This is a genomic window from Winslowiella toletana (genome assembly GCF_017875465.1).
Classification (GTDB): domain Bacteria; phylum Pseudomonadota; class Gammaproteobacteria; order Enterobacterales; family Enterobacteriaceae; genus Erwinia; species Erwinia toletana.
On the sequence record NZ_JAGGMQ010000001.1, the window covers coordinates 2470852 to 2495144 of the forward strand.

28 protein-coding genes are annotated in these 24293 nt (G+C 52.2%); 18 read left to right on the plus strand and 10 right to left on the minus strand.

Annotated features, from left to right (window positions below; genetic code table 11):
• Positions 1-98 precede the first annotated feature (98 nt).
• The 8 genes from J2125_RS11505 (at position 99) to J2125_RS11540 (ending at position 6814) form a co-directional block, all read left to right on the plus strand.
• Positions 99-845, plus strand: a complete 747-nt coding sequence (locus tag J2125_RS11505; RefSeq protein ID WP_017801593.1) for a GntR family transcriptional regulator — start codon at positions 99-101, stop codon at positions 843-845.
• 45 nt (positions 846-890) lie between these two features.
• A complete protein-coding gene (locus J2125_RS11510) occupies positions 891-1364 on the plus strand; it encodes a PTS sugar transporter subunit IIA (protein ID WP_017801592.1) in 474 nt (157 codons plus the stop codon).
• Entirely contained in the window at positions 1361-1645 is a 285-nt protein-coding gene (locus J2125_RS11515) for a PTS sugar transporter subunit IIB (RefSeq protein WP_017801591.1), read from the plus strand. The genes J2125_RS11510 and J2125_RS11515 overlap by 4 nt, the downstream gene beginning before the upstream one ends.
• Before the next feature lie 96 nt (positions 1646-1741).
• On the plus strand, positions 1742-3100 hold the full coding sequence (locus J2125_RS11520) for a PTS galactitol transporter subunit IIC (protein ID WP_017801590.1): 1359 nt from the start codon (positions 1742-1744) through the stop codon (positions 3098-3100).
• Positions 3093-4592 (plus strand): FGGY-family carbohydrate kinase, encoded by a 1500-nt coding sequence (locus J2125_RS11525; protein ID WP_017801589.1) that lies wholly within the window; start codon positions 3093-3095, stop codon positions 4590-4592. Before J2125_RS11520 ends, J2125_RS11525 begins: the two co-directional genes overlap by 8 nt.
• A gap of 116 nt (positions 4593-4708) precedes the next feature.
• Positions 4709-5569, plus strand: a complete 861-nt coding sequence (locus J2125_RS11530; RefSeq protein WP_017801588.1) for a class II aldolase — start codon at positions 4709-4711, stop codon at positions 5567-5569.
• A 26-nt stretch (positions 5570-5595) separates the two neighbouring features.
• A complete protein-coding gene (locus tag J2125_RS11535) occupies positions 5596-5865 on the plus strand; it encodes an HPr family phosphocarrier protein (protein ID WP_017801587.1) in 270 nt (89 codons plus the stop codon).
• Positions 5866-6352: 487 nt separating this feature from the next.
• On the plus strand, positions 6353-6814 hold the full coding sequence (locus J2125_RS11540) for a hypothetical protein (RefSeq protein ID WP_017801586.1): 462 nt from the start codon (positions 6353-6355) through the stop codon (positions 6812-6814).
• Between the two features lie 380 nt (positions 6815-7194).
• Here J2125_RS11540 and J2125_RS11545 read toward each other — a convergent pair whose 3' ends face one another.
• Positions 7195-7377, minus strand: a complete 183-nt coding sequence (locus J2125_RS11545; protein ID WP_017801585.1) for a type II toxin-antitoxin system CcdA family antitoxin — start codon at positions 7375-7377, stop codon at positions 7195-7197.
• Positions 7378-7742: 365 nt separating this feature from the next.
• Here J2125_RS11545 and J2125_RS11550 point away from each other — a divergent pair, with 365 nt between their 5' ends.
• Positions 7743-8894 carry a Fic family protein gene (locus tag J2125_RS11550; protein WP_017801583.1) on the plus strand — a complete coding sequence of 384 codons (1152 nt, stop codon included), beginning with the start codon at positions 7743-7745 and terminating at the stop codon, positions 8892-8894.
• A gap of 235 nt (positions 8895-9129) precedes the next feature.
• On the opposite strand, the gene J2125_RS11555 is transcribed toward J2125_RS11550, so the two are convergent.
• Together J2125_RS11555 and J2125_RS11560 are read right to left on the minus strand one after the other, a co-directional pair.
• Positions 9130-9807 carry a tyrosine-type recombinase/integrase gene (locus J2125_RS11555; protein WP_017801582.1) on the minus strand — a complete coding sequence of 226 codons (678 nt, stop codon included), beginning with the start codon at positions 9805-9807 and terminating at the stop codon, positions 9130-9132.
• A 224-nt stretch (positions 9808-10031) separates the two neighbouring features.
• Positions 10032-10895 carry a YicC/YloC family endoribonuclease gene (locus J2125_RS11560; protein ID WP_017801581.1) on the minus strand — a complete coding sequence of 288 codons (864 nt, stop codon included), beginning with the start codon at positions 10893-10895 and terminating at the stop codon, positions 10032-10034.
• A gap of 134 nt (positions 10896-11029) precedes the next feature.
• On the opposite strand from J2125_RS11560, the gene J2125_RS11565 reads away from it, so the two are divergent.
• Entirely contained in the window at positions 11030-11464 is a 435-nt protein-coding gene (locus tag J2125_RS11565) for a DUF3574 domain-containing protein (RefSeq protein WP_017801580.1), read from the plus strand.
• A gap of 35 nt (positions 11465-11499) precedes the next feature.
• On the opposite strand, the gene J2125_RS11570 is transcribed toward J2125_RS11565, so the two are convergent.
• Positions 11500-12684, minus strand: a complete 1185-nt coding sequence (locus J2125_RS11570; RefSeq protein WP_017801579.1) for a NupC/NupG family nucleoside CNT transporter — start codon at positions 12682-12684, stop codon at positions 11500-11502.
• A 167-nt stretch (positions 12685-12851) separates the two neighbouring features.
• Between J2125_RS11570 and rph the strand changes: the two genes are divergently transcribed.
• From rph to J2125_RS11590, 4 genes are read left to right on the plus strand one after another with little or no spacing between them, the layout of a single operon-like run.
• Positions 12852-13568 (plus strand): ribonuclease PH, encoded by a 717-nt coding sequence (rph, locus tag J2125_RS11575; RefSeq protein WP_017801578.1) that lies wholly within the window; start codon positions 12852-12854, stop codon positions 13566-13568.
• A gap of 57 nt (positions 13569-13625) precedes the next feature.
• A complete protein-coding gene (gene pyrE, locus J2125_RS11580) occupies positions 13626-14267 on the plus strand; it encodes an orotate phosphoribosyltransferase (RefSeq protein ID WP_017801577.1) in 642 nt (213 codons plus the stop codon).
• A 32-nt stretch (positions 14268-14299) separates the two neighbouring features.
• Positions 14300-16351: a DUF2157 domain-containing protein gene (locus tag J2125_RS25180; RefSeq protein WP_017801576.1), complete on the plus strand. Its 2052-nt coding sequence runs from the start codon at positions 14300-14302 to the stop codon at positions 16349-16351.
• Positions 16344-16826 (plus strand): GDYXXLXY domain-containing protein, encoded by a 483-nt coding sequence (locus J2125_RS11590; RefSeq protein ID WP_017801575.1) that lies wholly within the window; start codon positions 16344-16346, stop codon positions 16824-16826. The genes J2125_RS25180 and J2125_RS11590 overlap by 8 nt, the downstream gene beginning before the upstream one ends.
• Positions 16827-16829: 3 nt before the next feature.
• Here J2125_RS11590 and slmA read toward each other — a convergent pair whose 3' ends face one another.
• The 3 genes from slmA to coaBC all read right to left on the minus strand — a co-directional run bounded on the left by slmA (position 16830) and on the right by coaBC (position 19202).
• A complete protein-coding gene (gene slmA, locus J2125_RS11595; RefSeq protein ID WP_017801574.1) occupies positions 16830-17426 on the minus strand; it encodes a nucleoid occlusion factor SlmA in 597 nt (198 codons plus the stop codon).
• A gap of 125 nt (positions 17427-17551) precedes the next feature.
• Positions 17552-18010 carry a dUTP diphosphatase gene (gene dut / locus J2125_RS11600; protein ID WP_026111761.1) on the minus strand — a complete coding sequence of 153 codons (459 nt, stop codon included), beginning with the start codon at positions 18008-18010 and terminating at the stop codon, positions 17552-17554.
• Positions 17988-19202 carry a bifunctional phosphopantothenoylcysteine decarboxylase/phosphopantothenate--cysteine ligase CoaBC gene (coaBC, locus tag J2125_RS11605; RefSeq protein ID WP_026111760.1) on the minus strand — a complete coding sequence of 405 codons (1215 nt, stop codon included), beginning with the start codon at positions 19200-19202 and terminating at the stop codon, positions 17988-17990. Before coaBC ends, dut begins: the two co-directional genes overlap by 23 nt.
• A gap of 193 nt (positions 19203-19395) precedes the next feature.
• On the opposite strand from coaBC, the gene radC reads away from it, so the two are divergent.
• The 4 genes from radC (at position 19396) to mutM (ending at position 21659) form a co-directional block, all read left to right on the plus strand.
• Positions 19396-20064 (plus strand): RadC family protein, encoded by a 669-nt coding sequence (gene radC, locus J2125_RS11610; protein ID WP_026111759.1) that lies wholly within the window; start codon positions 19396-19398, stop codon positions 20062-20064.
• A gap of 286 nt (positions 20065-20350) precedes the next feature.
• Positions 20351-20587 (plus strand): 50S ribosomal protein L28, encoded by a 237-nt coding sequence (gene rpmB / locus J2125_RS11615; protein WP_026111758.1) that lies wholly within the window; start codon positions 20351-20353, stop codon positions 20585-20587.
• 11 nt (positions 20588-20598) lie between these two features.
• The gene (gene rpmG / locus J2125_RS11620) at positions 20599-20766 is read left to right on the plus strand and encodes a 50S ribosomal protein L33 (protein ID WP_003024094.1); all 168 of its coding nucleotides are present in this window, start codon (positions 20599-20601) and stop codon (positions 20764-20766) included.
• 83 nt (positions 20767-20849) lie between these two features.
• The gene (mutM, locus tag J2125_RS11625) at positions 20850-21659 is read left to right on the plus strand and encodes a bifunctional DNA-formamidopyrimidine glycosylase/DNA-(apurinic or apyrimidinic site) lyase (RefSeq protein WP_017801569.1); all 810 of its coding nucleotides are present in this window, start codon (positions 20850-20852) and stop codon (positions 21657-21659) included.
• Positions 21660-21682: 23 nt separating this feature from the next.
• On the opposite strand, the gene coaD is transcribed toward mutM, so the two are convergent.
• From coaD to waaA, 3 genes are read right to left on the minus strand one after another with little or no spacing between them, the layout of a single operon-like run.
• On the minus strand, positions 21683-22159 hold the full coding sequence (gene coaD / locus J2125_RS11630) for a pantetheine-phosphate adenylyltransferase (RefSeq protein WP_017801568.1): 477 nt from the start codon (positions 22157-22159) through the stop codon (positions 21683-21685).
• Positions 22156-22932 carry a glycosyltransferase family 2 protein gene (locus J2125_RS11635; RefSeq protein ID WP_017801567.1) on the minus strand — a complete coding sequence of 259 codons (777 nt, stop codon included), beginning with the start codon at positions 22930-22932 and terminating at the stop codon, positions 22156-22158. Before J2125_RS11635 ends, coaD begins: the two co-directional genes overlap by 4 nt.
• The gene (gene waaA, locus J2125_RS11640; RefSeq protein ID WP_017801566.1) at positions 22933-24207 is read right to left on the minus strand and encodes a lipid IV(A) 3-deoxy-D-manno-octulosonic acid transferase; all 1275 of its coding nucleotides are present in this window, start codon (positions 24205-24207) and stop codon (positions 22933-22935) included.
• Positions 24208-24293: the final 86 nt, after the last annotated feature.

Genomic DNA, 24293 nt, shown 5'->3' on the forward strand with positions numbered 1-24293 from the left:
GTGACCCTTCTCAATCACCTGCTTCCCGCTTTTGCATACTATATCTGCAAGTTGTACATGATTGTCTATAGACAACCCAGGATGTTCAGGTGCGCGCCATGAAATCATTAAGTAAGAATTCCCATATCCCTCTCTACCAGCAGGTAGCTGAATGGATAAGAGAGAGTATCTATACCGGGGAACTGGTGGAGGATGACCGTATTCCCTCTGAATTCCAGATTATGGACATGCTCGAAGTCAGCCGAGGAACGGTGAAGAAAGCGGTGGCTCAGCTGGTTAAAGAGGGTGTGCTGGTCCAGGTTCAGGGGAAGGGCACCTTTGTTAAAAAAGAGAATATTGCTTATCCGCTGGGCGAAGGGCTGCTGTCGTTTGCAGAATCACTTGAAAGCCAGAAGATCCACTTTAATACCAGTGTGGTGACGGCACGTATTGAAGCCGCAAATCGCTTTGTTGCGGAAAAGCTGCAGATTGAGCCGGGGCAGGACATTCTTTACCTTGAACGTCTGCGCTCAATTGGCGGTGAAAAAGTGATGCTGATTGAGAATCGCATCAATATAGAACTTTGCCCGGGCATTGCAGAGGTGGACTTTAATAAGGAAAATCTGTTTCCCACCATTGAGCGTCTGTCTCAGCAAAAAATACGTTATTCAGAGAGCCGCTACGCCGCCCGCTTGATCGGTAACGAGCGCGGCCATTTTCTGGATATCAGTGAAGATGCCCCGGTGTTGCATCTGGAGCAGCTGGTATTTTTCTCCCGTGAATTGCCGGTGGAATTTGGCAATGTCTGGCTGAAAGGGAATAAATATTATCTGGGCACCATCCTGCAACGCAGAGAGATCAGCTGATGTTTTTATTTCCAACTGAATCATCCATTTTTAGTGAGGGGATTTATGCAGGGAATTGAGTTTAAACCCGGTTATGTCCAGCATTTACCCGCAGGACTTACTGTTGAGACACTGATTCGCCAGCTGGCGCAGCCGCTGATTGCTGACGGACAGGTTGTCGAAGATTTTGCCGACCATGTGCTGGCCCGCGAGGAGACATTCCCGACCGGCCTGCCAACCGAGCCTGTTGGCGTGGCGATCCCGCATACCGATCATCGTCATGTACATCACAACGCCTTCGGACTGGGCATCCTGCCCGCGCCGGTGAGTTTCGCCGATATGGCTGGCGAGCCAGATCCGGTGCCGGTACAGGTGGTATTCCTGCTGGCGCTGAGTGAGAGTAACAAACAACTTAATGCGCTGGGCTGGATAATGGAACTGATTCAGGATGGCGATTTTATGCAGGAATTGCTCACCATGTGTGATAAAGACATTTATCGCGCAATATCAGACAAAATGACCGAAAGAGGTGAAGTATGAGCCAGACCATTTTATTTGTATGCGCCACCGGGGTTGCCACTTCCACCGCTGTGGCCGAAAAGGTAATGGAGTATTGCAAGGAGCATGGCCTTAACGTTAATTATTCCCAGACCAACGTCGCCTCGCTGCCGGGAAATACGGCTGGCGCGACCTTAGTGGTTTCCACCACGAAGGTGCCTTATGAACTGGATATTCCGGTGGTCAATGCGCTGCCGATTATTACTGGTGTCGGTGAGGACAAAGTGCTGGAAAAAATAGTCTCGATCCTGAAGGGACAATAATAAATCGTTTAAACAGTTTTATTTAATTAAACCTTTCCGATTAATTTATTCAGGCGCTAACGCGAGGTCTCGTTACGCCCGCAACAGGGGTTTGCCATGAATGAGATAGCCCATACTCTCTATTCAGTGGTGCAATATATTTTGGGTTTTGGCCCAACAGTATTATTGCCACTGGTACTGTTTATCCTTGCTCTGTTCTTTAAAGTTAAACCGGCAAAAGCGTTACGATCGTCGCTGACGGTCGGTATTGGCTTTGTCGGTATCTATGCCATTTTCGACATTCTTACCAGCAACGTCGGCCCAGCCGCGCAGGCGATGGTTGAGCGTACCGGGATCAATTTGCCGGTGGTGGATCTTGGCTGGCCGCCGCTTTCCGCTATCACCTGGGGTTCGCCGATTGCGCCCTTTGTTATCCCGCTGACCATCCTGATTAATGTGGCGTTACTGGCATTTAACAAGACGCGAACGGTTGACGTGGATATGTGGAACTACTGGCACTTTGCTCTCGCTGGTACGCTGGTGTACTACAGCACCGGCAGTTTCCTGTTCGGCTTGCTGGCTGCAGGCATTGCGGCAGTGGTGGTACTGAAACTGGCTGACTGGTCAGCGCCGATGGTGCAAAAATATTTCGGTCTGGAGGGCATTTCACTGCCCACTCTTTCGGCGGTGGTGTTCTTCCCGGTTGGATTACTGGTAGACAAAATCATCGATAAAATCCCCGGAATTAACCGTATTCATATTGATCCGGAAAACGTACAGAAAAAACTCGGCATTTTTGGTGAGCCGATGATGGTTGGCACCATTCTTGGCGTATTGCTGGGGATTATCGCTGGCTATGACTTTAAACATATTCTGCTGCTGGGAATCAGCATTGGTGGCGTGATGTTTATTTTGCCGCGCATGGTACGCATCCTGATGGAAGGGTTGCTGCCGCTGTCCGAAGCCATCAAGAAGTACCTCAACACTAAATATCCGGGGCGAGATGATCTTTATATCGGTCTGGATATTGCGGTGGCAGTGGGTAACCCGGCGATTATCTCCACTGCGCTGATACTGACGCCGATTTCCGTGTTTATCGCATTTATTCTGCCGGGCAATCAGGTGCTGCCGCTCGGTGACCTGGCAAATCTGGCGGTAATGGCGTCGATGATTGCGCTGGCCAGCCGCGGCAATATCTTCCGTACCGTGCTGGCCGCTATTCCGGTGATTGTTGCTGACCTGTGGATTGCGACCAAAATTGCGCCGTTCGTTACCGGCATGGCGAAAGACGTCAACTTTAAATTTGCAGAAGGTTCCAGCGGGCAGGTTTCCAGTTTCCTTGATGGCGGCAATCCGTTCCGCTTCTGGCTGCTTGAGATCTTTAACGGCAACGTGATTGCCATTGGCTTAGTGCCGGTGATTGGTCTGGTGCTGTATGGCGTTTTCCGTCTGACCCGGAGTACTGTTTATGCCTGATTTCAGCGCGGCTATTGTCATTGATATCGGCACCACCAATTGTAAAGTCACCTGTTTTTCCTGCCAGGATGCCACGCAGCTGGGGAGCAGAAAATTCGTTACCCCTAAACTGATATCGGCACAAGCGGCGGTCGATTTTGATATCGACGCGCTCTGGGGGGAGGTTATGGCGGCGATGTCCAGCCTGGTCGCGCAATCCCCGCTGCCGGTAGCACACATCAGTATTGCCAGCTTTGGTGAGTCAGGCGTGTTCATTGATGAGAAAGGAGAAATCCTGACGCCGATGCTGGCCTGGTATGACCGTCGTGGCGAAGAGTATCTCGCCACGTTAAGTGAAGAAGAAAACGAAAAGCTATATGCGATTAGCGGCTTACCGCCGCACAGTAACTACTCGGCGTTTAAAATACGCTGGCTGCTGGATCACTGCCATTTGCAGGGACGCGACGATATCTGCTGGCTGCACGCTCCCGAAGTGCTGTTGTGGCGTCTCACCGGACAAAGACGCACCGACACCACTCTGGCCAGCCGTACGCTATGCCTTGATGTCACGCAGGGATGCTGGTCGCGTGAAGCTGCCAGCATCCTGCAGCTGCCATTCACTGCTTTTGCGCCGCTGCTGACGCCGGGTGAGGTTGCTGGCTGGGTTACTCCGCAGTTAAGCGGTAGCCTGGGGTTCTCCACGCCGGTCAGCGTAACCCTGGCTGGCCACGACCATATGGCAGGCGCACGCGCGCTGCAAATGATGCCGGGAGAAGTGCTGAACTCAACGGGAACCACGGAGGGCATTCTGTTGCTGAATGCACAGCCTACCCTGAATGCGCAGGCGCGACGTGACAAGCTGGCGAATGGGCGTTACTCGTTACCGCAACTCTATACCCTGTTCGCCTCGCTGCCGGTAGGAGGATTTGCGCTGGAGTGGATGAGTAAAACCTTCCGCTATAGCCCGGAAGAGATAGCGGCGGCGCTGACTGAGGGTTACCAGCATTATCTGGATGATCTCTGGCAGCTGGATGAGGTTCCGCTGTTTATTCCCCATCTGCGTGGCTCCGGTTCGCCACACAAAAATCGCCATACCCGCGGTTTGCTGTATGGCCTGGGTGACGGCTTGCCAGTGGATATGCTGATCGCCAGCATTTCTCTGGGGCTGACAATGGAGTTTGCTAACTGCTTTGCCTGTTTTTCGGTTCCGCAGGGACGAACACTCAAGGTGATTGGTCCGGCAACCGGCAATCCACTCTGGTTGCAGCTGAAGGCGGATATTTTGCAGTGTCCGGTTGATGCGATCGCTTTTGATGAGGCGGTTTCCGTGGGGGCGCTGATCACTGCCTGCCCGACTTTAACGCCGCCGGAAGTTACGGTTGCTGCGCGTTATATGCCCGATGCCCGACGATATCAGCGATTGCTGAGTTACCAGAGACGCTGGCGCGAATTTTATCACTTTAAACTTCAGCAGGAAGGCGTAATCACTGACGCGTTTGTTTACGCGGATTAATTAACCTGAATTTATTTCTATCTGAACAATTGGCCGACTGTTCCCGTTAACAGAGGGGGCAGTACGGGAAAATAATCACCCGTTATCTTATTTTTATAATGACAGAGGAAAATACCATGCCTTTAGTTAATGGAAAAATCCTGCTCGACCGTATTCGCGAAAAACGCGTACTGGCCGGTGCGTTTAATACGACTAATCTTGAAACGACCATTTCTATTTTAAATGCTATTGAGCGTTCAGGCTTGCCGAATTTTATTCAGATTGCGCCAACCAATGCGTTATTATCCGGTTATGATTATATTTACGAAATCGTCAAACGTCATGCTGATAAAATGGATGTGCCGGTGAGTTTGCATCTTGATCATGGCAAAACACTGGATGATGTGAAACAGGCCGTACGTGCCGGATTTACGTCGGTGATGATTGATGGTGCTGAGTTTTCTTTTGAAGAGAATATTGCTTTTACCCGTGAGGCCGTCGATTTTTGTAAATCGTTTGGTGTGCCGGTTGAAGCAGAGCTGGGCGCTATTCTTGGTAAAGAAGATGATCATGTCAGTGAAGCGGATTGTAAAACCGAACCGGAAAAGGTGAAGGCGTTTGTCGAAAGAACCGGCTGCGATATGCTTGCTGTCTCGGTGGGCAATGTTCATGGCCTGGAAGATATTCCGCGGATCGATATTCCACTGCTTAAGCGTATTGCCGGGATTTCACCGGTGCCGCTGGTGATCCATGGCGGTTCCGGGATTGATGAAGAAACGCTGCGCAGCTTCGTTAATTACAATGTGGTGAAAGTAAATATTGCCAGTGATCTGCGCAAAGCGTTTATCACCTCGGTAGGCAAAGCTTATGTTAAAAATAATAACGAGGCCAATCTGGCGCGTGTGATGGCCAGTGCAAAAAGCGCAGTGGAAGATGATGTGTATAGCAAAATTCTGATGATGAATAAAGATCATCAATATATTCGCCAGGCATCCTGAAATTCACTACAAAGGCTGACAATAGTATGATCAGACAAAGTGTCAAAGTAATGAACAGCACGGGGTTACACGCCCGGCCAGCGGCCTCTTTAGCAAAAATAGTGAAGAAGTATGATTCCTCGCTGATTCTGATCAATAACGGCAAGGAAATTCAGATTAAAGGGATGATGAGCATTTTAGGCGCTGGAGTAAAAGGAAATGCGATGATTGACCTGATTTGCGATGGTCAGGATGAGCATCAATTAATGGATGAGCTGAAAACTGCTTTTGCCAGTGGCTTTGGCGAAAAAGAGTAGCGTTTTTAGTTAATTATTTTACCGAGTTAAGCCGGGGTCAGATCAGGGATCCTGGTTTTTTTATGTAAGTCAGGGGGGCGGTGGGGGACTTCAATGCTGTCATAGGCGCCTTGCAGCCGCCTCAACGTTAGTGCTCAGGGCGTGATATGGCAACGGGCATTTTAGTTTTGGATTGGGCTGTCGTGTCTGGCTAATCAGATTCTGGACGCACTGTTTGTGCAGCCTGTTGTAAACATTGGCAAACTGGTTGAACTTAATGGGTTGATGGCAGCTACAATTGGGAAGATATTAGATGCGCTGGAAAAGTTGCCGAGATTACCGGGCAAAAGCGACATCGGGTTTATGCATACGGGCAGTATCTGGAAATCCTGAATAATGATGTGCAGGAGAGTTAATCTGTCATCGTGTACTCGCGAGCAAGGAGCCTGCAACAGTATGGCGGTAACGATGTGTCCGGGAATTATGCGCGTGGTGCCTGAGGAGCCTGATGAACAAAGTTGAAGCAATCAAAAAAGCCTTTGGGAAAGTTACAGGAACAAGATTGACCAGCTACTTTACCGCTGAGGTATTTTATGAGGAATGGGAATCCTGGAACGATCTGCCGATCAGGCTAATGTTCGATAATGGAGAGATAGTTGCTATTTCCTGGTCCAGATTCAACGATTTATGGCTATCGAATGATATATCGTTACCATTTGATATCTGTGATAACCAGGTACGCTGGACTGAAAATAGGTTTACTAGCATTAATCCACTACTCGGCGGCGTCATATTATCGGTTTCTTTGGGACAGGGCGTTCTTACGTGGGAGGATAAAAATTTTCATCTGGATACGCGTCTTTTAATTGAAACTGACCGTGGTGTGCTGGATGTTTTTAATGCACTTGATGAAAATGGCTATGCTTTTCTGCCCACTCTTCCAGGCAAGATCAACCGATGCATTCCATGATTTTTCAAAAATATAGCGATGTTGTGACCAGCTAAAACTCCTCCAGAAAATCGATAGCTGCTGGTACTCCCGCATATTTATCACTTCGGGATTGATTTGGGGCTGACGAACACTCGCCAGTTATGCGTTATCACACAGTAATATCGCTTTTCACATCAAGCAGGTATGGGGACAAGTTAAACGCGTATCTTTATATGCTTTCCTGAAAGCTAATACGCATAAAAAAGCCCGCTGTGAGGCGGGCTGTTTGCTGACATGGATCTGCTTATTGAACAGGTTTTGGATTCGATTTTAAAACAGTGAGTTAGAGTGTTTTTTTGCCGCTTAAAAGTTTTTACTACCCAATGTACTACCCATTTGGATTTGGTCTGGCTGGCGGATTAAAAAGACTTGTCGCTGTCTGATAGTAAGCCGTATTCGTCAGTAATGCGGTTGAGTTCCTGCATTGCCTGATGGTTATCCTGTTTCCAGCGTTCGGCGTCTTCCTGAGCAACTGGGTGGCTACCAGCATGCTCCATTTTCATGCCAGTAGTCGTTTTATGATGATGTTCTGTTGCCGACATACCTCCCCTCCCTGCGATTACATCAGTAGATGACTCTTGCCGATGATATGCGCGTTTTGGTGAGTAAGGAGGAGGCTAGCGACCATCACCGGAGGTGTAGCAATCTGTCGGCGGGAATTGCGCATTTACCGACTAATTAGATTAAAAATTAGTATTATATCAATTAGTTAAAGTGATATTTAACAACTTTACTCACTATTAAAAGGCTCTTTACTTAACAAAATACTTATTAAAGACTTCTTTAATAATACATGCTGTATTAAAGTAAAGTTTAATAACGCTGGTTTTATTAAAGAGTTCTTTAATAGCGGTAGGCATGATTAAAGGATGCTTTAACAGCATCTGCGCCTGTTAAAGGAGTTTAAATGAGTCGTACTTCCGGAAAATTTATCGTGACTCAAAGTCATGACGAGGCGGTCAATGCGTTTGTTCCCGCTCCCTTACCACCAGCATCCCCTGTTCTGGATCCGGCTTCGTATGTGGAGCTGAATGAAAAAGCAGAAAAGGCGCTGGCAAGATTATCTGGTATATCGGGACTTGTGGCTTCCAGTGAATGGCTCGTTTATAGCGCCATACGTAAGGAAGCATTGCTGACTTCCCAACTCGAAGGAACTCAGGCAACCCTCACTGATATTTTCGATGAAGAGGCGGGGCTGGCCGTAACCAATGTTGATGATGTTGAAGAGGTTACCAACTACCTGCAAGCGTTTAAATTCGCTCGTGGTCATCTGAGTTCTGAAAAGGGGTTACCTGTTTGCGTTCGTCTGCTGAAGGAGGCGCATCAGGTGCTGCTATCCGGTGCCAGAGGGGCAACTAAGCAGCCAGGTGAAGTTAGGGCAACCCAGAACTGGATTGGGGGGACAAGACCTGGTAACGCAGCATATGTTCCGCCGCCTGCCGACCTGGTAGGCGAGCTGTTGTCTGATCTCGAAAAATTTATCCATGAGCCGAATCCATCCTTGCCACCTTTGGTGCGAATTGCACTGGTGCATGCTCAGTTCGAAACTATTCACCCGTTTCTCGATGGGAATGGGCGAATTGGCCGCTTGTTAATAGCCATGCTGCTGGAAGAGTGGAAGTTGTTGCGGGAGCCACTGCTGTACGTTTCAGGGTACCTGAAACAACACCAGGCGCATTATTACCATTGTCTGACAGAGGTCAGAAGCAATGGGAACTGGGAGCAATGGGTTGAATTTTTCCTTGAAGCAGTTCAGCTGTCCGCAGAAGAAGCAGAGCAGAGCATCATCAGAATTGCCACACTGATTGCTGATGACAGAAAAAAGGCTCTTGCTATGCCGACAACATCACTCCATACCATGCGTCTGTTTGAGTTTTTGCCCACAATGCCAAAGCTGACTGTCGATCGTGCCGTTGAATTATTAAATGTATCCTTCCCAACAGCCAATGCTGCTGTACAGGGTCTCGTTACTGCCGGAATTCTGCGTGAAACGACGGGAAAAACACGCGGAAGAAGCTATGTGTACCATGATTACGTGGAGATTTTGCGTAACGATTAAAAACTCTGTTGGGCTTTGAAATGGTGGTTATAAGGCAAGTTCGGCGAGTTTCCTGTTGGTTCGGTGGGAACGTGTTTTAAAAGAAGGCACCTGCTAATCAACTATGCACTGAAGTGCGTAGTTGATTAGCAGGTTTCGCTTTTGATCGCGCGCCGCACAGGCAGAACAGCCTTTTGCTTGGAGGCCGGACGTCACTGGCAAAAGTGCGAGTTTGATGTGAGATATGCGTTAAGTGTCAACGACGGGTAAAGCTGGCGCGGTTTTCTCTGAAGGTCTGCAAAAGCGTCCCCAGCTCTTCAACACTCAGCGCCCGCTCCCGACTTTCTTCAACGCCCCCAGCGTCATCAACATTAAAGGCCGCAGCCGGGTTGTAAATCAGCAACCCCAGCTTAATGCCATGATTAAACAGCTGTTTCATATACATCAGCGCATCGTTGGCGATAGACGGTCTGCCGCTGGCGGTGATACGTCGCAGTACCGCGCGGATATCCAGCGGTGTCACCTTGCTTAACACCAGTTCGCCAATCTGTGGGCTGATATCTTTGCTGAATATGCGATGCGGAATGCGAGGGTGTTTAAGTCGTCTTACCTGGTCGGGATACCAGTCTTTAAACAGAGCGTTGACCGTATGGATTTTAACGGGCTGGATGCGCTTACGTTCGACGATTGGGTCATCGCCTTGCCTGATCTTCCTGCGAATATCGTCGGCTTTAGAGCGTGTTTCAGCGAGTGCAAGATCAGATTGCCTGCCAAGGGTGAGGGCGCGGCGCTTATCGTGCAGGGTATAACGCAGCATCCAGTAGGCTTCCCCACGCTCGGGCAGCATCAGATACAACCCCTGACCGTCGGCATAGCGTCCGGGCTTATTGCTACGCAGAATTGATTGCACGGTTTTAACCGTCAGACTTCCCATAGCCACCTCCTGTGAGCCGCATTCTGTCTGGCCTGAGGCCAAAAAGTGGGTAGTACATCGGTTATAAAGCGGAATTTTTGTGCTGTAAAGGGGATGTACTACCCAATGTACTACCCACTTGGCTATGGATTAGTATGGATTTTAGCGTAGATGGGTGGAATATGAAGGCAATAAAAAAGCCCTGAAAACAGGGCGTTAATAGATTCATGATAGGGATGGAATTATCATTCGATATTCTGGATCTGCTCGCGCATCTGCTCAATCAACACCTTCAGCTCAATCGCGGAAGTGGTAATCTCAGCATTAATCGATTTCGATGCCAGCGTATTCGACTCGCGGTTAAACTCCTGCATCATAAAGTCGAGACGACGGCCAACCGCTTCTTTCTTCTTCAGAATGTTATAGGTTTCTTTCACATGCGCTTCCAGGCGGTCCAGCTCTTCCGCCACATCAATGCGCTGCGCCATCATCACCAGCTCCTGCTCCAGACGGGTGTTCTCCAGCTGAACTTCCGCCTCTTCCAGTTTGCTCACCAGGCGCTCACGCTGCCATTTCACCACTTCTGGCATCTGTGCGCGCACTTTCGTTACTTCGGTGCTGACGCCTTCCAGGCGCTGCTCAATCATTGCCTTCAGCGCATTACCTTCGGTTTCACGCGCGATAATAAATTCGTCAATGGCGCCATCCAGCGCCTGTAGCAGCTCGGCGGTGATAGCATCCAGATCCTGCTCTTTGGCGGACATTACCCCAGGCCAGCGCAGAATATCCAGCGGATTAATCTCGCCTTCATCGCTCTGCATTTTGACCCAGTTCGCTGCCTGAACCAGCTGTTTTGCCAGCGGCTCATTCAGCAACAGCGAACTTTGTGCGCTTGGATCGGCATCGAAACGCAGGTTACATTCCACTTTGCCACGCGTCAGGCGATTACGCAGGCGCTCACGGATAACAGGCTCCAGGCTGCGGAACTGCTCCGGCAGACGAATATAGGTTTCCAGGTAGCGTTGATTTACGGAACGAAGTTCCCAGGCTGCGCTGCCCCATTCGCCTTTGGTTTCACGACGTGCATAGGCGGTCATACTGCGGATCATTTTGCGTACCTGTATCAGAGAAATATGAAGGAATTATAGCGATGCATGTGGATGCATGATAGGTATTTGCTCTCAGTCCTGAAACCGTCGTGCCCGCTAAGGGCGATAGCCATTTTTTCTGCTAAAGGATGATAATGAAAATAACCAGCCCGAAACTAATGATGATAACTGCTGCACTGTTGCTGAGCGGCTGTATGGCATCGCCAAAAAACGTGACGGCGCCAGCGACGGCAAGCTGTACGGTGGGTGATGCCATGACGCAAACCACGCTCTATTTTGGGCTGAACCGTCCGAGCGGCCCGGTCATCAGCGCCGCCGAGTGGCAGGGGTTTATTGATCATGACGTTACGCCACGATTTAAAGATGGGCTGTCGGTATTTGAGGCCAAAGGTCAGTGGCTGGGCAATGATGGCAGGCTGGCCCGCGAAAACAGCAAAGCACTGTTGCTGATTCATGCGCCGGATAAAGAGAGTGAAAGTCGGATTGAAGTGCTGCGCAGTATCTATAAACAGCGCTTTATGCAGGATTCAGTGATGCGGGTGGATGCGCCGGTTTGCGTCGCATTCTGAATAAGAATCCGGCGGCTGGCGCCGCCGGATACAGTTTACAGCATCAGTCCGGCGAAGGCTGCGGACAGCAAACTGACCAGCGTCGCGCCGTAGACCAGCTTCAGACCAAAACGTGACACCACATTGCCCTGCTGCTCGTTCAGGCCTTTGATGGCGCCCGCGACAATGCCGATAGAAGCAAAGTTAGCAAAGGAAACAAGGAACACCGAAAGGATCCCCAGACCTCGCGGCGTCATTTCGGCCGCCACCTTCTTCAGCTCAATCATCGCGACAAACTCATTGGCGACCAGCTTGGTGGCCATAATGCTGGCGGCCTTCAGGATATCCTGCGCGGGAATGCCCACCAGCCAGGCAAATGGCCAGAACACATAGCCGAGGATCTGCTGGAAGCTGATGCCAAATACCGCGGCAAACAGCGCGTTGACCGCCGCGATTAGCGCGATAAAGCCAATTAACATCGCCAGGATAATCATCGCCACTTTAAAACCGGCGAGAATATATTCGCCAAGCATTTCAAAGAAGCTCTGATCTTCATGCAGCTTATCCAGCTTGATATCTGGTTCATCACCCGCCGGTGTCGGGTTAATAATCGACAGTACAATAAAGGTGCTGAACATATTCAGCACTAACGCCGCGACAACATATCTGGCATCGATCATCGTCATATAGGCGCCGACAATCGACAGGGAAACCGTCGACATGGCGGTAGCGGCCATCGAATAAAGGCGACGCGGCGAGATATCGGCGAGAATCCCTTTATAGGCGATAAAGTTCTCTGACTGCCCGAGGATCAGGGTGCTGACGGCGTTAAACGACTCCAGCTTGCCCATGCCGTTAACCTTCGACAGCAACGTTCCCACCAGGCGAATCAGTAATGGCAGAATGCGCCAGTGCTGCAAAATACCAATCAGCGCCGAAATAAAGATGATCGGGCAAAGCACGCCAAGGAAGATAAACGCCAGCCCCTGCGAGCTCATACCGCCAAACACAAAATCTGAACCCTGAGCGGCAAAGGTCAGCAGCGTTTCAAAGAAGCCGGCAACATGCTGAACGATCCACAGGCCACTGGCGGCGTGTAAAAAAAACCACGCCAGCGCGGCTTCAATCACCAGCAGTTGCACAATATAGCGCGGACGGATTTTCTTGCGGTCAGTACTGACCAGTAACGCCAGGGCGAAAATAACCACCAGCGCCAGAGTAAAATGTAAAAGCTCAGGCATATAAAATTCAGATTATGGGGAGGAAGACGCATTTATACATAGTTCGCGGCTTTTTTCATTAACTCTCTGTTTTGCAGATTTAAAAATATTGCCCGCAGGCGTCGGTAGGCAGCGGCGCATGAAGCCCGTATAATGCGCAGCCACTATTAGCAAGCCGGAGAGAAACCATGCGTCCAGCAGGCCGTAGCGCACAACAGGTGCGTCCCGTCACATTGACACGTCACTACACCAAACACGCAGAAGGTGCTGTGCTGGTTGAATTCGGCGATACAAAAGTACTGTGCACTGCCACCATTGAAGAAGGCGTGCCGCGTTTCCTGAAAGGTCAGGGACAGGGTTGGGTTACCGCGGAGTATGGCATGTTGCCGCGCGCTACCCACAGTCGTAACGCGCGTGAAGCGGCCAAAGGTAAGCAGGGTGGCCGTACTCTTGAAATCCAGCGTCTGATTGCCCGCTCACTGCGTGCCGCGATCGATCTGAAAGCGCTGGGTGAGTTCACCATTACGCTGGACTGCGATGTACTGCAGGCCGACGGTGGCACCCGTACCGCATCGATTACCGGTGCTTGTGTGGCGCTGGCCGATGCGCTGAACCATCTGGTGGCGCAAGGTAAACTGAAAGCCAACCCAATGAAAGGGATGGTGGCGGCGATTTCCGTTGGTATTGTGAATGGCGAAGCGCTGTGCGATCTCGAGTATGTGGAAGACTCGGCTGCTGAAACCGATATGAATGTGGTGATGACCGAAGATGGCCGCATGATTGAGGTGCAGGGCACCGCAGAAGGTGAACCGTTTAGCCACGAGGAGTTGCTGAAGCTTCTTGAGCTGGCGCGAGGCGGCATCGACAGCTTAATTCAGGCGCAGAAAGCAGCGCTGGCAAACTGATTTTTACAGGCGACCTGAGGGTCGCCTTTTTTATGAAAACATTTTGAGGAGAGAGTGATGAAACCCTGGCAGCGTCAATTTATCGAGTTTGCACTAAACAAACAGGTATTAAAATTTGGTGAATTCACCCTGAAATCGGGCCGCAAGAGTCCTTACTTCTTTAACGCCGGACTGTTTAATACCGGGCGCGATCTGGCGCTGCTGGGACGTTTCTACGCTCAGGCGCTGGTTGATTCCAGTATCGATTTTGACCTGCTGTTTGGCCCGGCTTATAAAGGCATTCCAATTGCCACCACCACCGCGGTTGCGCTGGCCGATCATCATGAGCGTGATGTGCCATACTGCTTTAATCGTAAAGAAGCCAAAGATCATGGCGAAGGCGGCACCCTGGTAGGCAGTCCGCTGCAGGGCCGCATTATGCTGGTGGATGATGTGATTACCGCAGGCACCGCGATTCGTGAATCCATGGAGATTATTGCCGCTAATAACGCGACACTGGCGGGGGTGCTGATTTCATTAGACCGTCAGGAGCGTGGCCGTGGGGCGATCTCCGCAATCCAGGAAGTGGAACGCGATTACCAGTGCCAGGTTATCTCGATTATCACCCTGAAAGATTTGATTGAATATCTCGCTGAGAAGCCGGAAATGGCCGATCATCTGGCGGCAGTACGTGCGTACCAGAAAGAGTACGGAATCTGATAACAAGCCCTGACTGGCGCGGAGAGTAACGCGTGGAAAACCACTTATATGCAGGAAAAGCAGCCACCGCGGCAGGCAGAGCGGTGCGACGGTTACAGTCTCAGGGCCAGATCTCTCCCGCGACCCAACATGCCATTTTACAGCTGATTGGCGCGCGGCCAGATGCGCAGGGATGGCTGCTGTTTCTGCGCGCCACCTTTGCGCTGATTGGCACCCTGTCACTGGTTTGCGGGGTGATATTCTTTTTTGCCTGGAACTGGCATTCGCTGCCGCGCATGCTGAAGTTTGCGCTGGTTGAGGGCGCGATTATCGCCCTGGCGGTGCTGGTGTGGTGGCGTTGGGCGCAGAATAGCGCCCGGCTGGCGCTGATTGCCATCGGCATGCTGACCGGTGTGTTGTTTGCCGTGTATGGCCAGGTCTATCAGACTGGCGCCGGGAGCTGGATGCTGTTCCGCGCCTGGGCAGTGGCACTGTTCGCGTTAGCCTGCTTTGCCCGCGTTACCGCACTCTGGTTTCTCTGCTGGCTGGTGGCCAATGTCGCCTTCTTGTTGCGGCTGGATGGCTGGCAGGACTTCCCGTTTAATACCGGTTTTAGTCTGATTTATCAGCTCTCGCTGCTGGCCGCGCTGGTTGCATGGTATGCACTCACCCGCAGCAGTAACTGGTTGTTCCGGCTGATGGTGTTCTGGACGCTGGTTACCCTGACGGTTGCCAGCGCCAGCGAACTGTTTGGCGATCATCAGCCCTATGGCGTGTTTAGCGCGTTGCTGTGGCTGGCCATGCTGGTCACGGGCTATCTGCTGTTTTATCGCCGTCAGCGCGACCTGTTTATTCTCACTTGTGGTTTATTCAGCATCAGCTTTCTGCTGGTGGCGGGAGTGATACGACTGCTGGTTGAGGTCGATATTATTCTGACCTTAGTGGTGGCGCTGGTGGTGTTATGCCTGTGCGCCGCTCAGGCCAGTCGCTGGATATTAAAGTTACGTGCGCAAAACCCTGACGAGCTGCAACCGGAAGATCGTGACGAGCAGCAGGCTATCTGGATGCGGCTGCAACAGCAGTCGTTACTGACGCCACAACAGATCGCGTTGCTGCAACAGGATAATGACGATGAGTTGCCCTGGTATGTGCGCGCTGCCCTGGTATTAAGCGGCTGGTTTGCCGGTGTAATGGCTTTTGCCCTGCTGGTGCTGGCCTGTTTCCTTTACGGCCTGTTTGATCAATTTGAGGTGCTGACCTTTGTGCTGATTGCGCTGGTCAGCGGCGTTCCCGGCTGGCTGTTTTTAAGTAAATCTGGCCTGGCGCAACGGCAAATTGGTTTATCCTGGGCGATTGCCTGTAGCTTTAGCAGTTGTGTCGCGGTAGCGCTGTGGATTGATGACCGCAACTGGATCAGCGGCCAGATGTGTCTGGCCTTTGTGCCAGTGCTGGCGCTGCTGTTTATCCTGTTCCGCGATAATTTTTACCGTTACCTCAACAGTGCTGCGCTGGTATTTTTCCTCGTCAGCGGTCTGACCTGGTTTACCAGCAGCCTGCCGGTCGCCGTCTCTGCGCTGATTACTATCGGTGTCATTCTGGCTGGCATTGACGATCGCTACACCAGGCGCTTTCGCCCCTGCTTGTTAGGGGTAAGCAGCGGTCTGCTGGCGCTCTGCTTCTATGGTTCGGTGCCGATGGAAAACCTGCTGCTGATCAATGAAGTGGCGCCGCGCGGCGGCGATTTTTCCACTCTTAACGAGGGGATTGCCGCCGGGCTACTGATCGCTGCATTGATTCTCGGTCGCCGCGAAGGGGTGCCAGGCGCCTGGCAACTGCTGCTGATTGCCACCGTGCTGGCGACGATGAGTCTGTTTGCGCCGGGTATCGCTCTGGCGTGGTTATTGCTACTGCTGGCGCGCTTTCAGAACAGCAAAGTGTTGATGGCCGCTGCCGCCGTGCTGCTGGTGCTCTATACCATCGACTGGTATTACTTCCTTGGCACTTCCTTGCTGGATAAAGCACTGATGTTGTTTGCCGCTGGTGTGGTGTTGCTGCTGATTGCGGCGCTGGCGCATCGCCGTTTACAGGGTGGTGAATATGCGTAAGTGGCTGCTGTTTACCGTGTTATTAGTGATCTTACTGGCAACTAATCGGGCGATTTATCAGAAAGAGCAGTTACTGAAACACGGCAGCGTGGTGCGGCTGGCGCTGGCGCCGGTCGATCCCCGTTCGCTGATGCAGGGCGATTATATGGCGCTGAATTATGCGCTGAATAACCGCCTGTCCGGCGAAGAGATGCCGCAAAATAAACGCCTGATCGTCACGCTGAATGCGCAGCGCATTGCCACTGACGCCAGCTGGGATCGCGGTCAGCCATTAAGCGCTAATCAGCTTTACTTGCAGACCCATCGTGGTAATCAGGGCATTGGGGTGGCGAGTGATGGGTGGTTTTTCGAAGAAGGGCATGCTGATGACTTTACCAGTGCGCGTTATGGCGAACTGCGGGTGGCTGAGGATGGCACGGCGCTGCTGGTGGCTTTACTGGATGAACAGTTGACCCCCTTATCGACAGCGCCGTAGCGATTATACCAGCTGCGCCGCCAGCAGTGGCCAGCGTGCGTCAAAGTCCACGGTGGGACGATAGCGAAATTCGGAACGGACAAAACGCGACAGCATGCCTTCACAGTATGCCAGCAGCTGGCTGGCCAGCAGGGTTTCATCGGTGGTGAAACCTTCACCTTCACGCATTTTCCGTTCACGCATTACCTGACGCAACTGCACTTCAATCCGCTCGAACAGCTGGTTAATGCGCCCCTGCAGGCGATCCTGTTCAAACATCAGGGCATGGCCAGTCAGGATACGCGTCAGGCCAGGGTTGCGCTCACCAAAGCCAAGAATCAGTTGTACGATCAGGCGCAGGCGCGGCAATGTCTCTTTTTCATCATTTAAGATCAGATTGATACGGGTGATCAGGCTGTCTTCAATAAATTCAATCAGACTGTCAAACATCCGCGTCTTGCTGGGGAAATGGCGGTATAGCGCCGCTTCGGAGACACCAACATTGGCTGCCAGCTTGGCGGTGGTGATGCGCTGGCTGCCATCACCAGATTCCAGCATCTGCGCCAGAGCCTGCAATATTTCCTCGCGACGATTCCTTTTCGCACTCTTTTTTTCTGCCATGACTTAAAAGACCCCTGAAAATTCACCATAAACGGGCAAATACCCACGTAACATCCGTGAGAGAGCGTCTCACGGCATTAAAGAGTAAACGGCTATATATCGTTACGAGGGTTGTTCGTTATGCGTTACTGGCGGCCTGAGTGGCCAAAACCACCTTCGCCACGCGCACTGGCATCAAAATCTTCAACCAGATTAAACTCCGCCTGCACCACTGGCACAAATACCATCTGTGCAATGCGCTCACCGGGTTGAATGGTGAAAGTATCCTGACCACGGTTCCACACCGATACCATTAGTTGTCCCTGATAGTCAGAGTCAATCAGACCCACCAGATTGCCCAGCACCACGCCGTGCTTATGGCCCAGTCCGGAACGTGGCAGGATCACCGCCGCCAGTTCAGGGTCGGCAATATGAATCGCTAATCCGGTTGGGACCAGCGTGGTAAGGCCCGGAGCCAGTTCAATGGCCTCATCAAGGCAGGCGCGCAGATCAAGACCTGCCGATCCTGAGGTCGCGTAAGTTGGCAGTGGGAACGCTTTGCCTACACGCGGATCCATAATCTTAACGTCGATTTTTTTCATCATAACGGCTGACAATCTCGTCTATTAACTGTTGGCCAAGGAGTGACTTATCGCTGAGCGGTAAGACTTTATCTCCCTCCTGCCAAAAAAGGTGAAGAGCATTGGTGTCGCTATTGAAACCCTGCCCGGCTTTTGACACATCATTGGCGCAGATTAAATCCAGATTCTTTCGCGCACGTTTTTGTTGGGCGTATTCTTCCACATTCTGGGTTTCAGCGGCAAATCCTACCACATAGGGGCGGCTATCGGTCATTGCGCCGACGCCTGCCACAATGTCGGGGTTTTTTACCATGGTGAGTGTCACTTCATCACCCTGTTTTTTTATTTTTTCTTCGGCGATGGTGGCCGCGCGGTAGTCTGCCACGGCTGCGCTGCCAATAAAAATATGCTGGCGAGTAATGTGCTCCATCACCGCTTTTTGCATCTCCAGCGCACTGGTGACGTCAATACGCTGTACCCAGGGCGGGGTCGCCAGATTTACCGGACCGGCGATCAGCGTGACACTGGCGCCGCGTGCAGCGGCGGCGGCGGCAATGGCAAAACCCATTTTCCCCGAGCTTTGATTGCTGATATAGCGCACCGGATCCAGCGCTTCACGCGTCGGCCCGGCGGTAATCATAATATTAAGATGTTGCAGGTCGTTGACCGGTGCTGACCATTGCACGGCGTGATCGACAATCGCCAGCGGGTCCAGCATGCGGCCCGGGCCAATATCGCCACAGGCCTGACTGCCGCTATCCGGCCCCCAGACTAATACGCCGCGATCGGCCAGTACTTGCAGGTTGTGCTGGGTTGGCAGCGCACGATACATCTGCTGATTCATCGCCGGCACGATGGCAACTGGCGCCGCTGTCGCCAGGCAGATGGTGGTCACCAGATCATTGGCCATCCCGGCGGCAACGCGCGCAATCAGGTCGGCGGTGGCGGGGGCGAGAATCATTAAGTCCGCCCATTTTCCCAGCTCGATATGGCCCATCGCAGCTTCAGCCGCCGGATCAAGCAGGTCATCATAGACCGGGAAACCGGATACCGCCTGCAGACTAAGCGGTGTGATAAAGGCCTTCGCCGCTGCGGTCATCACCACCCGCACCTCAGCGCCGCGATCGCGCAAGCGACGTACCAGTTCAGGTGCTTTATACGCTGCGATACCGCCGCTAACGCCCAGTACGATGTGTTTACCGGTTAATCCCGTCATAGTGTTATCCGTCATCATTACCCTAGCCAGACGCGCTGATTGGCGTCACGATTTGCGTATTTTATCACACTCCGCACAGGTAACCCTTTAGCATACTGCCACCTTTGCGAGACACCTCGAAAACTGACAATTCGCCCCTACTCACATGGCGCCGTGGAAGGCATGCTGACCTTTTATCAGGGAGAGGTGAGATATGGAAGCGTCATGGCAGCAATTGATGCCGCGAGAGAAGTTACGGAAGATGGGGGCAGAAGCGCTAACGGATGCGGAGCTGTTGGCGATCTTCTTGCGTACCGGTTCCATCGGGCAACCGGTAATGGCTGTGGCCAGTCAGCTGCTGCAGCATTTTGGTTCGTTATATCAGGTTATGACTGCCGATAAACAGGCGATGTCGCAGGTGAAAGGGGTAGGTGAGGTTAAATTAGTGCAACTGCATGCGGTGGCTGAACTGGGACGACGTTTTTTTGGCGCAAAGATGGCGCGCGAAGATGTGCTGGCGAACCCGGAGGTCACCCATCAATATCTGTTAGGGATGCTGTCGCATCAGGAGCGGGAAATTTTTATGGTTATTTTCCTTGATAACCAGCATCGGGTGATGGCGTCGCGCGAGATGTTTGCCGGGAGTATTAACAGTGTTGAAGTACACCCACGGGAAATTGTGCGCGAAGCGTTAAAAATCAATGCGGCGGCGCTGATTCTGGCGCACAATCACCCCTCCGGGATACCGGAGCCTAGCGCCGCCGATCGCGATATCACCCAACAGATAATCAACGCCGGCTTATTATTGAATATCAGGATATTAGATCATCTGGTGGTCGGCCATGGTCAGTATGTCTCCTTCGCCGAACGGGGTTGGTTGTAAACTGCACAATAACTTACATCAGATGGCCCGGATTGCGCTTTTTATCAGCGGATTTCTGACCAGGTGCGGCTATTTTGCGCGATCCGCCGGGATCTTTATCTGTTCGGGACTTGAGCAGCGGCGCTACAGGGCGTATACTACGCCACCTTTGAGAATCTCGGGTTTGGCGTTTGGGCCTGCTAAGCGGGTTTACATAAGAACTCGCCTGGATGGGCTAAGAGCCTGACGAGGCGGCCAGAACCCTATTTTTAAAGCTCGAGCTGAATTTGATTTTTGGAGAATTGACATGTCACGAGTCTGCCAAGTAACTGGCAAGCGTCCGGTGAGCGGTAACAATCGTTCCCACGCAATGAACGCGACGAAGCGCCGTTTCCTGCCGAACCTGCACAAGCACCGTTTCTGGGTTGAAGACGAAAAGCGCTTTGTTACGCTACGCGTATCTGCTAAAGGTATGCGTGTTATCGATAAAAAGGGTATTGAGACGGTTCTGACCGAAATCCGTGCCCGTGGTGAGAAGTACTAAGGAACTGAATCATGGCTAAAGGTATTCGTGAGAAAATCAAGCTGGTTTCTTCTGCTGGTACAGGTCATTTTTATACCACCACGAAGAACAAGCGCACCAAGCCGGAAAAACTGGAACTGAAAAAATTCGATCCAGTTGTCCGTCAGCACGTGCTCTACAAAGAAGCTAAAATTAAGTAATTAATTTGGCGACTTAAGAAAAACCCGGCTTCGGCCGGGTTTTTTGTTTTATAAGATAAAACAACACAACCCAAGGAGTTGGCATGCCTGAGTTACCTGAGGTCGAAACCAGTCGGCGCGGAATCGAGCCGCATCTGGTCGGTGAAACCATTTTGCATGCAGTGGTACGTAACAGCCGCTTGCGCTGGCCGGTATCACAGGAAATTCATGCACTGAGCGATCAGCCGGTATTAAGCGTACAGCGCCGGGCCAAATACTTACTGCTGGAGTTGCCGACTGGCTGGATTATTATTCACCTCGGTATGTCTGGCAGCCTGCGCGTATTGCCGGAAGATATTCCTGCCGCTAAACACGATCATGTCGATTTGGTGATGAGCAACGGTAAAGTGCTGCGCTATACCGACCCGCGCCGATTTGGCGCATGGTTGTGGAGTGTCGATCCACAGGCCAGCAATGTGCTGGCGCATTTAGGTCCGGAGCCGCTGAGTGAAGAGTTTAGCGGTGACTGGCTGTTTACCAAGTCACGCGCGAAACGTACGGCGATCAAACCCTGGCTGATGGATAATAAGCTGGTGGTGGGCGTTGGCAATATCTACGCCAGCGAGTCGCTGTTTGCGGCGGGGATCCTGCCCGATCGTCCGGCAATGTCACTGACGCAGCCCGAAGCGGCGCTGCTGGTCGCCACCATTAAGGCGGTGCTGTTACGCTCAATTGAACAGGGCGGCACCACGCTGCGTGATTTTCTGCAAACGGATGGTAAACCGGGGTATTTTGCGCAGGAGTTGCAGGTCTATGGTCGCGCCGGTGAAGCGTGCCGGGTATGCGGCGCCTTAATTGAGAAAGCCATCCATGGTCAGCGCAGTACCTTTTTCTGCCGCGGTTGTCAGAAGTAGGGGAGCCGTTATCGGCTCCCGTTTTACAGTCTGGCTATCAACGCCTGGTACACCACCGGTGGCAGGAAAGCCTGCACATCGCCCTGATGGCGCGCGACTTCCTTCACCAGTGAAGAAGAGATAAAGGAAAACTCTGCCGATGGCATCAGGAATACGCTTTCCAGCGTCGGCAGCAGATGGCGATTCATATGCGCCAGCTGAAGTTCATACTCAAAGTCCGCCACGGCGCGCAGACCGCGCACCAGCACATTGGCATGCTGCGCTTTGGCGAAGTTTGCCATCAGATCGCTAAAACCAATCACTTCAACATTATCGAGATGTGCCGTAACCTGTTGCGCCAGCGCCACGCGTTCGTCCAGCGAGAACATCGGTTTCTTACTCGGGCTGGCGGCAATCGCCAGTACGATATGATCGAACATCAGCGCTGCACGGGTGACGATATCGAGATGGCCGTTGGTCATCGGGTCGAAAGTACCGGGATAGATCGCTTTAGTGCTCATAAGCTACCTTTCTCTGCTGCCTGATTAAGCGCCCACAGGGCGGCGTATTTGTTAAAAGTGTACTGTGCATTAACCACTGCCAGTATCCAGCCCTGTTTACCATCAAGAAAGCCAGCGCGCAGCACCAGCGTTTTCAGAAACGCGCTGATGGTATGACTGAAAATGGAGAATACCGTACACCCTTTTCCCTGTTGGTGACGCTGTCTGGCCCAGGCTTCCGCATAGGCGAACTGTTTACGCTGAAACGCAGAGAAGTCACGGCAGGTCAGATGCAGCAGATCGCCGAGCAATGGCACGACGTGCGCATCGCGGGTATTCAGCGACTCATGCACCTGATTATCATTGTAGTGATAGTCGCGCGGATAGAGGCGGGTTACGCGGTCAGGATACCAGCCGCTGTGGCGCATAAAGCGTCCGAGAAACAGATTGCGTCGGGCAATGCTGTAAACCGTGTGTGGCTGCGGATGTTCCAGTACGCGTTCAATCGAGGCGCGCAATTCAGGGGTTACCCGCTCATCGGCATCGATCATCAAAATCATGTCGCCGCTGGCATAGCTTTGCGCATGTTCACGTTGCAGGCCATAGCCGGGCCAGCCTTCAGAGTGATAGACCTGAACATGATGCTGGCGGGCAATTTCGGCGGTGTCATCGCTGCTGCCGGAGTCGAGCAGAATGATTTCATCGGCCCAGCTCACTGAAGCCAGGCAATCTGGCAACAGCCCGGCCTCGTTTTTGGCGATCATCACCACCGAAAGTCGTTGGCGAGCGGTCATTTAGTGATTCCGTGGTGGCAAATGGGGTTCGAGTAACTGTAGCAGACGCTGAAGGGCGCCCTGATTCTGATGCAGCACTTCTACCGCGTGACGGCCATAATAGCGGCGATAGTCGTCATCGGTAAGCAGGTTGCCGATCTCTTTATCCAGTGAATCCGCATCGGTTACGGTAATCAGGCCATCTGCCTGCTGGAGTTTGCTACAGATATCTTTGAAATTGAAGGTGTGCGGACCCATCAATACCGGAATGGCGTGCGCAGCCGGTTCCAGCGGGTTGTGACCGCCGCGTTCCACCAGGCTGCCGCCGACAAAAGCCAGGTCGGCAATGCCGTACAGCAGCATCAGTTCACCCATGGTATCGCCAATCACTACCTGGGTGCTGCCGGAAGGAATTTCACCACTGCTGCGCAGGATATAGCTGAAGTTGCCTTTTTGCGTCATATCGCGTGCGTCGGCAAAACGTTCCGGATGGCGCGGCACCAGAATCAACAGCAGATTGGGGAAACGCTCCAGTAATTTGCGATGGGCGGCCAGAATAATGCTCTCTTCGCCTTCGTGGGTGCTGGTGGCAATCCACACCGGACGTCTTGGCGCCCACTGGCTGCGCAGGGTGATGGCGCGCGCCGCCAGCTCTGGCGTCACCGAAATATCAAATTTCAGGCTGCCGGTCACCGTCAGGTGCGAACGCTTTAACCCAAGAGAGACAAAACGCTCACCATCTTCCTGATTCTGCGCGGCAATCAACGTAATGCGCTGCAGTAACTGGCGCATAAATTTACCCAGCTTCTTATAACCCGCGGCGGAACGTTCTGAAAGGCGCGCATTGGCAATCACCAGCGGGATCTTACGGTCGTGCAGCGCTTTGATAATATTTGGCCACAGCTCGGTTTCCATAATAATCACCAGCTTGGGGCGGGTGGTATCGAGGAAGCGATGGATCGCGCCGGGCAGGTCATAAGGCAGATAAACGTGATGGACGTCTTTCCCGAAGGCGGATTGCGCGCGTTCTGAACCGGTTGGCGTCATGGTGGTGACGGTAATCGGCAGCGTTGGGTAGCGATGGCGCAGCGCACGTACCAGCGGCACGGCAGCAAGGGTTTCACCCACCGATACCGAGTGCAGCAAAATACCGTCCGGCTTTACCTTTCCTTCACAAAAACCATAGCGTTCGGCCCATCTTTTACGATAGGCAGGCGCTTTCCGGCCGCGCAACCAGAGGCGCAGCCAAATCAGCGGCTGAATGAGATAGAGCAGAACGGTGTAAATTGTCGTCATCGCATTGCTTTTCAGGTGAATAGAGACTTACGTCCAGAGAGAGCCGCAAAAAGAGAAATAATGCAGCATGTTAGCAGATAAGTGCG